The 12,369-nt window shown below is 65.2% G+C and carries 15 protein-coding genes; 8 read left to right on the top strand and 7 right to left on the bottom strand.

The features are described from left to right. The first annotated feature begins 36 nt into the window (after window positions 1-36). From BRAGE_RS0118345 to BRAGE_RS0118335, 3 genes are all read left to right on the top strand, one after another. Window positions 37-345 carry a hypothetical protein gene (locus BRAGE_RS0118345; protein WP_027557558.1) on the top strand — a complete coding sequence of 103 codons (309 nt, stop codon included), beginning with the start codon at window positions 37-39 and terminating at the stop codon, window positions 343-345. A gap of 84 nt (window positions 346-429) precedes the next feature. Beyond that, the gene (locus BRAGE_RS0118340; protein ID WP_027557559.1) at window positions 430-798 is read left to right on the top strand and encodes a GFA family protein; all 369 of its coding nucleotides are present in this window, start codon (window positions 430-432) and stop codon (window positions 796-798) included. A gap of 102 nt (window positions 799-900) precedes the next feature. Beyond that, complete coding sequence (locus tag BRAGE_RS0118335; RefSeq protein WP_027557560.1) at window positions 901-1,716, top strand: DUF4886 domain-containing protein; 816 nt, start codon at window positions 901-903, stop codon at window positions 1,714-1,716. A 101-nt stretch (window positions 1,717-1,817) separates the two neighbouring features. Here BRAGE_RS0118335 and BRAGE_RS0118330 read toward each other — a convergent pair whose 3' ends face one another. After that, the gene (locus BRAGE_RS0118330; RefSeq protein ID WP_027557561.1) at window positions 1,818-2,588 is read right to left on the bottom strand and encodes an exodeoxyribonuclease III; all 771 of its coding nucleotides are present in this window, start codon (window positions 2,586-2,588) and stop codon (window positions 1,818-1,820) included. Window positions 2,589-2,628: 40 nt separating this feature from the next. Between BRAGE_RS0118330 and BRAGE_RS0118325 the strand changes: the two genes are divergently transcribed. Further along, complete coding sequence (locus BRAGE_RS0118325; RefSeq protein ID WP_027557562.1) at window positions 2,629-2,847, top strand: cysteine rich repeat-containing protein; 219 nt, start codon at window positions 2,629-2,631, stop codon at window positions 2,845-2,847. 145 nt (window positions 2,848-2,992) lie between these two features. Here the strand turns inward: BRAGE_RS0118325 and alr are convergent, their stop codons facing one another. After that, window positions 2,993-4,270, bottom strand: a complete 1,278-nt coding sequence (alr, locus tag BRAGE_RS0118320) for an alanine racemase (RefSeq protein WP_027557563.1) — start codon at window positions 4,268-4,270, stop codon at window positions 2,993-2,995. 46 nt (window positions 4,271-4,316) lie between these two features. Next, window positions 4,317-5,828 carry a replicative DNA helicase gene (locus tag BRAGE_RS0118315; RefSeq protein WP_027557564.1) on the bottom strand — a complete coding sequence of 504 codons (1,512 nt, stop codon included), beginning with the start codon at window positions 5,826-5,828 and terminating at the stop codon, window positions 4,317-4,319. 546 nt (window positions 5,829-6,374) lie between these two features. Here BRAGE_RS0118315 and BRAGE_RS48835 point away from each other — a divergent pair. After that, window positions 6,375-6,581 (top strand): hypothetical protein, encoded by a 207-nt coding sequence (locus BRAGE_RS48835; RefSeq protein ID WP_027557565.1) that lies wholly within the window; start codon window positions 6,375-6,377, stop codon window positions 6,579-6,581. A 17-nt stretch (window positions 6,582-6,598) separates the two neighbouring features. On the opposite strand, the gene BRAGE_RS0118300 is transcribed toward BRAGE_RS48835, so the two are convergent. After that, window positions 6,599-7,849, bottom strand: coding sequence for an SAM-dependent methyltransferase (locus BRAGE_RS0118300; protein WP_027557566.1), 1,251 nt, complete (start codon window positions 7,847-7,849; stop codon window positions 6,599-6,601). Window positions 7,850-8,130: 281 nt separating this feature from the next. Here BRAGE_RS0118300 and BRAGE_RS0118295 point away from each other — a divergent pair, with 281 nt between their 5' ends. The 3 genes from BRAGE_RS0118295 (at window position 8,131) to BRAGE_RS0118285 (ending at window position 10,259) form a co-directional block, all read left to right on the top strand. Further along, a complete protein-coding gene (locus BRAGE_RS0118295; protein ID WP_027557567.1) occupies window positions 8,131-9,075 on the top strand; it encodes a hypothetical protein in 945 nt (314 codons plus the stop codon). 108 nt (window positions 9,076-9,183) lie between these two features. Next, a complete protein-coding gene (locus BRAGE_RS0118290; protein WP_027557568.1) occupies window positions 9,184-9,780 on the top strand; it encodes a TetR/AcrR family transcriptional regulator in 597 nt (198 codons plus the stop codon). An 11-nt stretch (window positions 9,781-9,791) separates the two neighbouring features. Beyond that, complete coding sequence (locus tag BRAGE_RS0118285) at window positions 9,792-10,259, top strand: PaaI family thioesterase (protein WP_027557569.1); 468 nt, start codon at window positions 9,792-9,794, stop codon at window positions 10,257-10,259. A 118-nt stretch (window positions 10,260-10,377) separates the two neighbouring features. Here BRAGE_RS0118285 and rplI read toward each other — a convergent pair whose 3' ends face one another. The 3 genes from rplI to rpsR form a co-directional block, all read right to left on the bottom strand. Then, on the bottom strand, window positions 10,378-10,977 hold the full coding sequence (rplI, locus tag BRAGE_RS0118280; RefSeq protein WP_027557570.1) for a 50S ribosomal protein L9: 600 nt from the start codon (window positions 10,975-10,977) through the stop codon (window positions 10,378-10,380). Between the two features lie 51 nt (window positions 10,978-11,028). Further along, window positions 11,029-11,997 (bottom strand): DUF2232 domain-containing protein, encoded by a 969-nt coding sequence (locus tag BRAGE_RS0118275; RefSeq protein WP_027557571.1) that lies wholly within the window; start codon window positions 11,995-11,997, stop codon window positions 11,029-11,031. Between the two features lie 127 nt (window positions 11,998-12,124). Continuing rightward, window positions 12,125-12,364: a 30S ribosomal protein S18 gene (gene rpsR / locus BRAGE_RS0118270; protein WP_007592020.1), complete on the bottom strand. Its 240-nt coding sequence runs from the start codon at window positions 12,362-12,364 to the stop codon at window positions 12,125-12,127. Between the last annotated feature and the right edge of the window lie 5 nt (window positions 12,365-12,369).

Raw genomic sequence — 12,369 nt, 5'->3', positions numbered from 1 at the left:
GATCGGAGCGTTCGCTCAAAGAATTTGAGGTCCGCGATGCCCGATCACCACTCCTTCTCCGCGCTCGACCGCCATGCGGTGCTCGGCGGATCCGACAACGGCTTTCCCTGGTACGCCGGCGCGATGCTCGCATTTGAGGCGAGCGAAGTGGTGCGGCTGCGCTGCGAGAAGCTCAGCCATGGCGACGAGGCGGCCGGGCAGGAGGCCGTGCTGATGGTGAGCGAGAAGATCGCCGCGGCCTTCGAGGCGGCAGCCAATTTGCTCGCAGGGGCAACGCCGGCGGCCATCATCCAGCGTTACCGCGAGCATGTGGCCGCGAACGCCAAGCGGCTGTCCGCCAACTGAATTTTCCGGCAGGGTTTGCTGCTGACAGCATGTTGGCAGCAGGGGCCGGCTACGACCATCTCCTGACAAAACGGGGAGCGGGTCATGCCGATCGAGGCAAGCTGTCATTGCGGTGAGACGGTATTCGAGGTGACGGAGGCGCCCGTCAGCGTCACCCGCTGCACCTGCTCGCTTTGCGCCAAGCGCGGCGCGCTGTGGGCCTATTACACGCCGGCGCAGTTTCGCCTGCTGTCACCGGCTGACAACGTCGCGACCTATCTCTGGGGCAGCCGCACGGTCAAACATCATTTCTGCGCGAGTTGCGGCTGCGGCACCTATTCGGAGTCGCCGGACTGGTCGAGCGGCAAGCCCGATTTCGACAATCCCAAGGTCGCGGTCAATGCGCGCCTGTTCGACGATTTCGATCTCGACGCCGTGCCGGTCAACATGATCGACGGTAAGAATTTGTGGTGAGCATTGAGCACGGAGGCTTGCGCATATCTGCTGCACGTCCGTCCCCTTGAGGCCGTCTTGAAAAGCTGATCTGGTTCCGGCCCGAGAAAAAGGGAGGAAGCCATGATGCGTCTTATTGCGCGAGCAATGCTCGCAATGTGTCTGGCCGTTGTGGCCGGCCTCAATGCGCAGGCACAGACCAAGCCGAAGGTCACCTCGCTCGGGCCAGACTTCCCCAAGGCCGCGCTGTTCGTCGGCAACAGCTTCTTCTATTACAACAACGGCATGCCCGGGCATCTCTCCTTCATGGAGCGGGCAGCCGATGCCGAGAACAAGGCGGCCTATCGCAACACCATGGCGACGATCGGCGGCTCCGGCCTCGACTGGCACGACATGGACAATCTGCTGCGACCCGGCGGTCTCGGTGCGTATTCCTTCGACGACCAGAACAACGTGGTCTTCAACAAGCCGGGCAAGCAGTACGACGCCGTCGTGATGATGGATTGCAGCCAGTGCCCGATCCATCCGCAGCTGAAGGACGCGTTCACGACCTTCGCCAGCAAGGACAGCGAGATCGTCCGTGCCCATGGCATGCGGCCGGTGTTTTTCATGTCCTGGGCCTACGCCGACAAGCCTGAGATGACGGAGGCGCTGGCCGAGGCCTACACGAGCGCCGGCAATGCCAACGATGCGCTGGTCATTCCCGCAGGTCTTGCCTTCGCCCGCGTCCGCAAGATCCAGCCCGAGCTCAATCTCTATGCGCCCGACAAACGGCATCCGAGTCCCGCCGGCACGTATCTCGCAACCTGCGTGACACTGGCCGCGCTGACGGGACGCTCGCCGGTCGGCAATTCCTACACGATGGGGCTTGATGCGCCGACGGTGGAGCTGCTGCAGAAGGCGGCGTGGGACACGGTGCAGGATTATTACGGCCGCTAACCTGGCGAGATCTCGTAGGGTGGGCAAAGCGAAGCGTGCCCACCAATGCTTGATGGTGGGCACGGCGCTGGCGCGCCTTTGCCCACCCTACAGCACCTCGCTTATTTCAGCACCACCCACGCCGGCGCATGATCGCTCGCACCTTCCTCGCCGCGCACCTTCTTGTCGACACCGGCCTTCGCCATGCGTGAGACGAGCGCAGGGCTGAGGAGGAGATGATCGAGCCGCAGGCCCGCATCGCGCGGCCAGCGGTTTCGCTTGTAATCCCAGAACGTGTAGATGCGCCTGTCCGGATGCAGTTCGCGGATCGCATCGCACCAGCCTTGCGCGATGAGCGAGGCAAAGGCCGCGCGGCTCTTCGGCTGGATCAGGGCATCCTTGTCCCATGAGCGGGTCGGATAGATGTCGATCTCCGTCGGCGCGACATTGTAGTCGCCGGCGAGCACCACGGGCAGATCCTGCTTGATGAAGGTTTTGGCGTGGCGCTTGAGCCGTGCGAACCAGTCGAGCTTGTAGTCGAATTTCGGACCCGGCTGCGGATTGCCGTTGGGCAAGTAAATGCTCGTGACGATGATCCCGCGCACCGCGGCCTCGATATAGCGGGCTTCATAATCCCCCGCTTTTCCCGGCAGGCGGTCGCGCGTCAGCACTGGCTCGACGTTGCGGGCGAGGATGGCGACGCCGTTCCAGGTTTTCTGCCCACACCACACTGCGCCATAGCCGGCCTTTTCGATCGCGGCCGCCGGAAATTCGCCATCACTTGCCTTCAATTCCTGAAGCGCGACGACATCGGGCTTCGCTGCGCGCATCCAGGCCAACAGATTGGGCAGGCGGCGGTTGATGTTGTTGATGTTGAATGTCGCAATCTTCATGTAGAGCTACCGGCTCCTGCCTTCCGTCACCGGAGATACAATGTCCAAGTTGAGCTTTGCCGCCATCGTCCTCGCCGTCGCGTTCTCCGGCGTCGCTTCGGCACAATCGTCCGATCCGCGCGGTGCGTGCAAGGCGGACTATGACAAATTCTGCGCCGGCATCGCGCCGGGCGGCGGCAAGGTCATCGCCTGCCTCGAGGCCAAGCGCGATCAGCTCAGCGCCACCTGCAAGGCGGCGCTCGACAGCCGGAAGAAGTAACTCTCGTGTCCCGGACGCGCGTAGCGCGAGCCGGGACCCAGAAAGCGACACGGTACCCCGTTGAGAGATGGGCCCGGGCTCTGCAGCACACGACGCCGCGAAAGGCGGCGCACTGCGCTGCGTCCGGGGCACGAGCGCGCGTTTGTTAGCTCGGCAGTGGCGGCGGACTTGTCGGCTGCTCGATCGGCGGCGGCGAGGGCGGCTGCTCGGTCGTCGGCGCGGGCTCGGGCTTTGTCAGCGGCTCCACCACGTTGCCGCCCTTGTAGACGCGGGCATAGCGGTGGCCGAGGCTGGTCAGCACCTCATAACCGATCGTGCCGAAATGATGCGCGAGTTCGTCGACGGTGATGCCTTCGCCGAGCAGCGTCACCATGTGGCCGCGCCGCGCCGCGTTCGGCGGCAGATCGGTGATGTCGATCGCGATCAGGTCCATGGAGACGCGGCCCGCGACCGGGCAGCGCTTGCCCGCCACGATCACCTCGGCGCCCCGGGTGCCGTCATTGGAGCTAGCGGCGCGGAAATAACCGTCGGCATAACCGACCGCGACGATCGCCAGTTTCGTCGGCCGCCGCGCGGTCCAGGTGCCGCCATAGCCGACGCTGTCGCCGCGCTCGACATTGCGGACCTGCACGATGCGCGCCTTGAGATCCACGACCGGCTGCATCGGATTGTCGGCCTCCGGCGTCGGATTGACGCCGTAGAGCGCCGCGCCCGGCCGCACCATGTCGAACTGGAAGGGAGCGCCGAGGAAGATGCCGGAGGAATTGGCGAGCGCCGCCGGCACGCCGGAGAATTCGCTGGCGATGCCGCGGAAGGCCGCGAGCTGTTTTGCGTTGACCGGGCTGTTGAGCTGCTCGGCCGAGACCAGATGACTCATCACCAGCGTGATGCCGTGGTCGCCGGCATTGATGCGGGGGATGATGGCCTGCGCTTCTGACAGCGTCAGTCCGAGCCGGTTCATCCCGGTGTCGATGTGAACAGCGACGCCGCCGCTCCAGCCGGTGCGGCGGCAGAACACGTCCCATTCGGCGAGCTCGTTGAGATCGCCGATGACAGGCCGGCAGTTGATGTTGGCGTAGTGCTCGCCGGTGTTCTGGAAGTAGCCGCCGAGCACGTAGAGCGCGGCCTCCGGCACGGCTTCCCGCACCTTGCGCGCTTCCTCGATGGTGGCGACGAAGAAGGTCTTGCAGCCGGCCTTGCTCAGGGCGCGCGCAACCTGTTCGGCGCCGCAGCCATAGGCGTCGGCCTTGATCACCGCCGAGCATTCGGCCGGCACCGCCGTCTTCTCGAGCTTGCGCCAATTGGCAATGATCGCGTCGAGATCGACGGTGAGCACGCCGCCATAGGCTGCGAGCGCGGCAGCCTGGTTGGCCTCCGCGGAGAGAAGGCCTGATTGCGGGATCATTTTCGGGTCGGACGCCATTGTCATGGCGCCGTTTTACGCAAGAGGCAGGTCCGGTTCAAGGAACTCAGTAGTCGTTGCCGCCGCGAGCCGGCAGCTGACTGTCAGGCGCGAGGTCGCCGAACCGCGTGACCGAGGCTTCGAACGCCAAATCGACGGTGCCTGTCGGGCCGTGGCGCTGCTTGCCGATGATGACTTCGGCTTTTCCGTGCGCAAGACTCATGTCTAGCTGCCACTTCTCATGCTCAGGCGTGCCTGGGCGGGGCTCCTTCATCGCGAGGTAATATTCCTCGCGATAAACGAACAGGACGACGTCGGCGTCCTGCTCGATTGATCCGGATTCACGCAAGTCGGAGAGCTGCGGCCGCTTGTCGTCGCGGGATTCGACCTGGCGCGAGAGCTGGGACAGCGCGATCACGGGAACGTTGAGCTCCTTGGCCAGCGCCTTGAGGCTGGTCGTGATCTCCGTGATTTCCTGCACGCGGCTGTCGCTGGCGCGCTTGCCCGAGCCCGAGAGCAGCTGGATGTAGTCGATCACGAGCAGATCGAGGCCCTTCTGGCGCTTCAGCCGGCGCGCGCGTGCCATCAACTGCGCGATCGACAGGCCGCCGGTCGCGTCGACATAGAACGGCAGCGATTGCAGCTCGATCGAGACCTCCCGGATCTTGTCGAAATCGGCTTCCGAGATGCCGCCGCGGCGGATGTGGGAGGAGGGAACGCCGGTGCGCTCGGCCACGATACGCGTGGCGAGCTGGTCGGCCGACATTTCGCAGGAGAAGAAGCCGATGACGCCGCCATTGGCGGCCTTCGTGGTGCCGTCGGCCTGGAGTTCCGGGACGTAGGCTCGTGCGACATTGTAGGCAATGTTGGTCGCCAGCGAGGTCTTGCCCATGCCGGGACGGCCCGCGACGATGATGAGGTCGGAGTGCTGCAGGCCGCCCATCTTGGTGTCGAGGTCGCGCATGCCCGTCGAGATGCCGGACAGCTTGCCGTCGCGCTGGAACGCCTTTGCAGCGAGATCGACCGCGACAGCCAGTGCCTGCGAGAATTTCTGGAAGCCGCCATCGTAGCGGCCGGATTCGGCGAGCTCGTAAAGCTTTCGCTCGGCGTCCTCGATCTGCGCCCGCGGCTGGAAGTCGACCGGCGCGTCATAGGCGACATTGACCATGTCCTCGCCGATACCGATCAGGTCGCGCCTGAGCGACAGGTCGTAGACGGTGCGGCCATAGTCCTGAGCATTGATGATGGTGGTGGCTTCGGCCGCGAGCCGCGCCAGATATTGCCCGATGGTCATGCCGCCAACGTCAGTGTCGGCGGGCAGGAACGTCTTCAGCGTCACGGGCGTCGCGATCTTGCCCATCCGGATCAGGCTGCCGGCGGTCTCGAAGATGGTCTGGTGCAGCGGCTCGAAGAAATGCTTCGCCTCCAGGAAGTCGGAGACGCGGTAGAAGGCATCGTTGTTGACCAGGATCGCGCCCAGAAGGCTCTGTTCCGCCTCGATATTGTGCGGCGCGCTCCGATAGGCGGGCGTTCCGGGCTCGGGCGCGAGTTTGAGGACGTTCGAATCAGTCAGGGCCATGGTCGGACGTGCTTAGCAATTTTCTTGGGCGGATGCGGGGCCCGGGATAAAGCGCCGCCGCGGCCCAAAGCGGAAGCGAAAGCTCGTCGCTATCAACCGATCTTAAAAGCGGTGGATGATTAGCGGCCGCAGCATGCGCCGTGCTTGACGGATTTTGCGGAACTCCGCCCCGCCCGGCGGCAGTCGCAGCCGCGCCACGGAAAAATCCGGATGACGTGAACCTTATGGGAGAGGGCGCAGACCTATTCAGACGCGTACCGAACGCGGCTGGCCGGGAGCCTTCGGCTCGGGTTCAAACCAGCAGGAGGTACACCAGCGCAACCAGGGCCGCTCCGACGCCGGTGGCGATCAGGGCGTAATCGGTGCGGAGGTCGTCCTGCACATCGAATGAGGTTCGGGTCTCTTTGCTCATGGCGACGGTCTAGGCCGGACCCGACCAGACTTATGTGAAACAGATCACATCTCCCCGGATTCTTTCGGGGTAGAGCCGGAACAGGCAGGCGGGCAGGGGGTTATCTTTGACCCGCCATCAGGGAGAGGCAAGCGATGCGGCCAGAACGGCAGCACCATCAGTGGCGAAGCGAGGCCGGTAGCCGGCTCTGGCTGTCAGGCCTGATCGCCGCCATGCAGCACGCCGAACGCCCCGACATCCGCCGCCAGCCGGTCGCACCCGAGATCATCGCGGAACTGCGGGCGCAACTGACGTTAGCGGCCTCTCTCCGGTCCTCGCCGGTCTCAACCCTGCGTCACTAGAACTCATTCACCAAAACTCATTCACCGGCCAGCTTCAGCCTGGGCTTGGCGCCACTTTCGATCGCCCGCAGGCGGGCTTCCTCGCGTGTGATGTAGTCCCGGGTGATCGGCACCACGCCTTGGCGCTTGGTGAGCTGGATCTGGAAGTTCATCATGGCCTGCTTGCGGAACGTCATCTCGCAGGCTGCCAGGTAAAACTCCCACATCAGCGCGAAGCGTTCGTCGTAGAGCTGCGCGGCCTCCTCGCGCCGCGCCATGAAGCGCTCCCGCCAGGCCTTCAGCGTATCGGCATAATGCAGGCGCAGGATCTCGATGTCGCAGACCAGCAGACCAGCGCGCTCGATCGCCGGCAGCACCTCCGACAAAGCGGGGATGTAGCCGCCCGGGAAGATGTATTTGGCGATCCAGGGATTGGTCGAGTCCGGCCCCTGCGACCGCCCGATCGAGTGCAGCAGCATGACGCCGTCCTCGCTCAGGAGCTCGGCGCAGCGCTGGAAATAGGTGTCGTAGAACCTCGCACCGACATGCTCGAACATGCCAACCGACACGATGCGGTCGAACGGCCCGTCGATGTCGCGGTAGTCCTCGAGCAGGAAGCGCGCCGATCGGCTCAGGCCTTTCTCGGCCGCACGCGTATTGGCAATCTGCAGCTGCTCGGTCGACAGCGTGACGCCGGTGACGTCGGCGCCGGCGATCTCGGCGAGGTAGAGCCCGAGCCCGCCCCAGCCGGAGCCGATGTCGAGCACGCGCTGGCCGCTTCCAACGACCAGCTTTGCGGCAATGTGCCGCTTCTTGGCGAGCTGCGCATCGTCGAGCGTGGCGTCCTGCGTCTCGAAATAGGCGCAGCTATATTGCTTGTCGGCATCGAGGAAGAGCGAATAGAGCCGCGCGTCGAGATCGTAATGATGTGCAACGTTGCTGCGGGCGCGCGAGCGCGGATTGAACTGCTTCAGGTGCCGCGTCAGATAGCGCAGGTGCCACCAGGGTTTTGCCCACTGCGGCAATAGGTCGGGTTGATCGAGCAGGATCGCGAGCGCATCAGCTATGGTGCCGCGCTCGACGACGAACTCGCCGTCCATATAGGCCTCGCCAAGCCCGAGCTCGGGATTGATGAGGATCTTCCGCTCGGCCTCGGCGGTGACGAAACGCACCGCGACCGGCTCGCCCGAGCCGTCGCCAAAGGTGAACTTCGATCCGCTTGCGCTGGTCACCTTCAGCGACCCGCGGCGGATGAAATGAGACAGGAATCTACGCAACAATCGGTCCATCGACACCTTCCTCTCGAGCGAACCCGAAGAGATGCGACTAACCCGGTCTTCACATCTGACGCTCAGGTCCCGCTCTGGTTCCTATGCGTTTGCATGTAAAACATGGGGAGGATGTTCCGGCCGCACTATTGCGCCGGGTTCAAAGCCGATATTCCAAAACCGCTTAACCACATCCTTGCGGGTGGGGCCTGCTTCCATTCGCGGCTCAATCCGCTAAAAGGTGACCCGCCGCCGCGCCCGCCGCCGGCTGCACCTCTCGGAATTCAATGGAGATGATGGGAATGTCGAGCCGAGCGCTCAGCCTCGCGACGGTATTGCTTCTGATCGGCTTCGGCGCGACCGATACCGTTCTTGCGCAGGCGACGAACCTCGAGGCCGGCAAAAGTCCGTCCCAGATCTTCGCGCAGACCTGCAATGCGTGCCACAAGAGCCCGCGCGGCCTGTTGAAGTCCGTCGCGCCCGGCTCGCTGCCGGGCTTCTTGCGCCAGCACTACACCACGAGCTCGGACATGGCGGGCATCCTCGCCTCCTACCTCGTCTCCAACGGCGCCACCGATACCCGCTACCAGGCCAAGGACGGCAAGAAGGACGGCGCCAAGGAGAAGGACGCCAACACCGCGCCGGGCCAGTCGCCAGAGCATCAGGGCCGCCGCCAGCGCTCGCAGGAAGCGGCCAAGCCGGAGGGCGAGGGCGCGGCTCCGCCTGCCGAGGGTCGGCAGAAGCGCGCGGCGCGGCCGAGCGAGGAGGGCGCGAAGCCTGAGGGACAGGCATTGCCCGAGGGCCGCAAGGGCAAGCGTCGCAGCAAGCCCGGGACCGAGGAAGCACCGAAGGTCGACGCAGCTGCGCCCACCACTGAAGAGAAGAAGAGCGAGCCGAAGCCCGAGTCCAAGCCGGAGAGCACCAAGGTCGAGCCTGACACCAAGCCCGACAGCGGCAAGGCGCCGGAGAAAGCCGCTGAGCCAAAGCCTGAGAGTGCTAAGGTCGAGCCGCGCGGCAGCGACACACCGGCGCTGCGGCCCGATCCGGTGCCGCAGGTGACGCCGGCTCCGCCTGCGGCCGCGGCGAAGCCCGCTGAACCGGCCGCGCCCAAGCCGGTGGAAGAGGCGGCTCCCAGGCCCGCGAGTCCTGAACCTGCCTCCAAGCCGCAGGAGGCGGCACCGCCTGCGACTGCTGCGGCGCCGCCGGCGGAATCCTCCGGCACGCCAGCGCCGCCGATCTCGCGCTAATCCAGCTGAAATTCCCGATCGATCTGCGGAGGTCGCGTCATCGCGACCTCCGCATCGTCTTGACCGTGATTAGAGTATTACTCTAGAGTATAGCTCTAGGAGGCGCGGATGGCGGCGAGTGTGCGTGATGACCTGTTGGCGGCAGGGCTGTTCGTGTTCGACCGCGTCGGCTTCGAAGCTGCGACGGTCGCCGCGATCCGTGCCCGCGCGCGCGCGTCGAACGGCAGCTTCTTCCATGTCTTCGGCTCGAAGAAGGAGCTCGCCGGCGCGCTGTTCCTGGAGGTGCTCGGGCACTATCACGCCGCGGTGCTGGCCGCGCTCGATCCCGAGCCCGACGCCAGGCAGGGCATCGATCGGCTGATCCGCGCGCATCTCGACTGGGTCGTCACCAGCCGGCGCGAGGCGCGCTACCTGTTCGAGATCTCGCGCAGCGAATGGGGCGAGGACGTGCGCGACGCCCAGCGCGCACAGAATGCACGCCTTGCCGAAGGCATCGAGCGTTGGCGCGCGCCGCTCGTCGCCGGCGGCGAGCTGCTGCCGATGACGCCGGTGATGTTCGTCAGCCAGCTGATCGGGCCGGCGCAGATCTTTTGCCGCGCCTTCCTGTCGGGGCGCGACCGCACCGATCCCCGCGGCGAGGCCGATGCGCTGATCGCCTGCGCGATCCGTGCGCTGATGTCGCCTGACCGCATCAACCAGGACTAAGGAGAAGCCTCATGCGAGCCGAAGCAGATCCCGAATTTGAGCCGATCGCCGCGCGTATCCACGCCAATGTCGGCCGGCAGGGTTTTATGAATCTGGTCGGCGCCGAGCTGTCCGAATTGTCGCGCGGCACCTGCACGATCGCCGTGGGCCGCCGGCCGGAGCTGCTGCAGCAGCACGGCTTCTTTCACGGCGGCGTCACCGCCTTCCTGGTCGACAACGCCACGACCATCGCCGCGGCTACCTCGCGCGGCCAGCCGGCGCTGACGGCTGAATACAAGCTGAATTTGTTGTCGCCTGCAGTCGGCGACAAGCTGATCTGCCGGGCGAGGGTGATCAAGCCGGGCCGCCAGGTCTCGGTGGTCGCCGCCGACGTGTTCTGTGTCAGCGACGGCGTCGAGAAGCATACGGCAACGGCGCTCGCCTCGATCGCGATGCTCAGCGAGGATGTCGCCGCCAAAACGAAAAGCCCGGCCGCCTGAGGCGACCGGGCTGATCCACTCTCCGCCGTCATTGCCGGGCTTGACCCGGCAATCCATCGCTTGAGCAAAACTCTTTCGATGGATGCGCGGGTCAAGCCCGCGCATGACGAGTTGTTGCTTACTTCTCTTCCGCAGCCGGGGCCGGCTCGGCCTCGTCGTGCTGGGCTTCCGGATCGAAGAACTCGCCGGCGGCGGCAATCGCCTCGGCGGCCGCATCGCGGTCCTCGTTGCGGGTCGAGATGTCCTCGCCGCGGTTGATGCGCTCGGCCTCGTCCTGGCTGCGTGCAACCGTGACGGTGACCTCGACCTCGACCTCGGGGTGGACGGCGACGGTGATCGAGTGCTTGCCGATGGTCTTGATCGGCGCATCGAGCTGCACCTGCGGGCGGGCCAGCGAAACGCCGTCGGCTTCGAACGCCATGACGACGTCACGCACCGTGACCGAGCCGAACAGCTGACCGGCTTCCGACGCCTGACGGATCACGATGATGTTCTTGCCCTCGATCTTCTCGGCGACCTTGGACGCCTCGGCCTTCGAGGCGAGGTTGCGGGCCTCGAGATCGGCCTTCATGCCGTCGTACTTGGCGCGGTTGTCGGCGGTGGCGCGCAGCGCCTTGCCGCGCTTGAGCAGGAAATTGCGGGCATAGCCGTCGCGAACCTTCACGACTTCGCCCATCTGGCCGAGCTTGTTGACGCGTTCCAGCAGAATGACTTCCATATTCGTTCTCCTTTTGAAGTGCTGTTTGAGTTCTGGGTTACAGGGGTGGACTTAAGGGGTCGGCAAAGGCGGCGGCTGGCGACTGCGCAAGTAGCGCTCGCGGAAGCCGAACACCGCGTCCGCGAGGCCGAGGGCGGTCAGCAGGACGAGGCTCACGCTGAACATGAAGATGATGGCGTATGCAGCAGCGAGCCAGAATCCGCGATTGGCGAGGTCGCGTGTGATGGTGTGCAGAACGGCAAGGCCGATCAGCGCATAGGCCACCATCAGCACGGTCGTGACGATGACAGCCAGGATGCCGGCCATTCCGCCGGAGAAGCTGAAGGCAAGCGCGACACAGAGCGCCACGAGCGTCATTGGTGGCAAGCTCGTGCTGCTGAGGTCCGGCCAGGGCCGATGCAGCTTGCCTGAAACAGCCGCGACTTTCGCGGCAAGCCAGAGATTGAGGGTGAGCGTCGTCATCTGCGAGGCCGCAACCAGAACCGGCGTCACGGCGACCATCAGGCTGACGCGGGGATCGCTCTCAGTGACGGTCGTATCGCCCACCAGCGAGAAGATCCTGGCGAAGCCGCGGCGCATCGCGTCGCCGATTGCCGACGCGTCAGTCCCGAGCGACAGCAGAGATCCTGCGGTGAGAAGCGTCGCCAGTGCCGCGATCCACAGCAGGATACGCCCGAGCGGATACCATTCGACCTCGACGGCAGCCGCATCGGCCACCGTCGTACCGCCAGTGACGGACCGTCCAAGCATGGCGAGATGCCCGAGCCACCAGGCCGGCAACGCGATCGCAAGACCGTAACCCAGGGCCAGAGGCATGCTGAGCGCACCGCCGATGACGAGCATGGCGGCGAGACCGCCAATCGCGCCGCAGAGCGGGCCCCAGGCGATCGCAGCCAGCATGAGCGGCAGGGGAGCAAGGCAAACCAGGACGAGCGAGATCAGCGCGCCCGACACGATCGAGGCGAACATCAGGGCCGACGCAGCGCCGGCGATCAGGGCTATCAGTCCAAAGGCCATCATCAGCTGTCCCGCTCCCTTCGAGCGGTTAGAGGCGTCTCGCCCCAACCATCGGCGACCGGACGACCCGGAAGCCTTATGAGATCAAAGAGTGCGACCGGCGGCGGTGGCGCCGCCGGCCGAATTCGTCTTAGCGAATGACGTAGGGCAGGAGGCCCAGGAACCGCGCGCGCTTGATGGCGCGGGCGAGCTCACGCTGCTTCTTCGCGGACACGGCGGTGATGCGGCTCGGCACGATCTTGCCGCGCTCGGAGACGTAACGCATCAACAGCTTGGAGTCCTTGTAGTCGATCTTCGGCGCATTGGCGCCCGTGAACGGGCAGCTCTTGCGACGACGGAAAAACGGACGGCGTGCACCAGCTTCAGCCATTGATC

It is taken from the genome of Bradyrhizobium genosp. SA-4 str. CB756, assembly GCF_000473125.1.
GTDB classification, from domain to species: Bacteria; Pseudomonadota; Alphaproteobacteria; order Rhizobiales; family Xanthobacteraceae; genus Bradyrhizobium; species Bradyrhizobium arachidis.
Note: the sequence above shows the minus strand (reverse complement) of the source record. Positions and strands in the feature narration are given on the sequence as shown.

Coding starts and splice junctions, on each gene's coding strand:
- BRAGE_RS0118345 (WP_027557558.1), top strand. CDS start 37: ATGCCCGATCACCACTCCTTCTCCGCGCTCGACCGCCATGCGGTGCTC.
- BRAGE_RS0118340 (WP_027557559.1), top strand. CDS start 430: ATGCCGATCGAGGCAAGCTGTCATTGCGGTGAGACGGTATTCGAGGTG.
- BRAGE_RS0118335 (WP_027557560.1), top strand. CDS start 901: ATGATGCGTCTTATTGCGCGAGCAATGCTCGCAATGTGTCTGGCCGTT.
- BRAGE_RS0118330 (WP_027557561.1), bottom strand. CDS start 2,588: ATGAAGATTGCGACATTCAACATCAACAACATCAACCGCCGCCTGCCC.
- BRAGE_RS0118325 (WP_027557562.1), top strand. CDS start 2,629: ATGTCCAAGTTGAGCTTTGCCGCCATCGTCCTCGCCGTCGCGTTCTCC.
- alr (WP_027557563.1), bottom strand. CDS start 4,270: ATGGCGTCCGACCCGAAAATGATCCCGCAATCAGGCCTTCTCTCCGCG.
- BRAGE_RS0118315 (WP_027557564.1), bottom strand. CDS start 5,828: ATGGCCCTGACTGATTCGAACGTCCTCAAACTCGCGCCCGAGCCCGGA.
- BRAGE_RS48835 (WP_027557565.1), top strand. CDS start 6,375: ATGCGGCCAGAACGGCAGCACCATCAGTGGCGAAGCGAGGCCGGTAGC.
- BRAGE_RS0118300 (WP_027557566.1), bottom strand. CDS start 7,849: ATGGACCGATTGTTGCGTAGATTCCTGTCTCATTTCATCCGCCGCGGG.
- BRAGE_RS0118295 (WP_027557567.1), top strand. CDS start 8,131: ATGTCGAGCCGAGCGCTCAGCCTCGCGACGGTATTGCTTCTGATCGGC.
- BRAGE_RS0118290 (WP_027557568.1), top strand. CDS start 9,184: ATGGCGGCGAGTGTGCGTGATGACCTGTTGGCGGCAGGGCTGTTCGTG.
- BRAGE_RS0118285 (WP_027557569.1), top strand. CDS start 9,792: ATGCGAGCCGAAGCAGATCCCGAATTTGAGCCGATCGCCGCGCGTATC.
- rplI (WP_027557570.1), bottom strand. CDS start 10,977: ATGGAAGTCATTCTGCTGGAACGCGTCAACAAGCTCGGCCAGATGGGC.
- BRAGE_RS0118275 (WP_027557571.1), bottom strand. CDS start 11,997: ATGATGGCCTTTGGACTGATAGCCCTGATCGCCGGCGCTGCGTCGGCC.
- rpsR (WP_007592020.1), bottom strand. CDS start 12,364: ATGGCTGAAGCTGGTGCACGCCGTCCGTTTTTCCGTCGTCGCAAGAGC.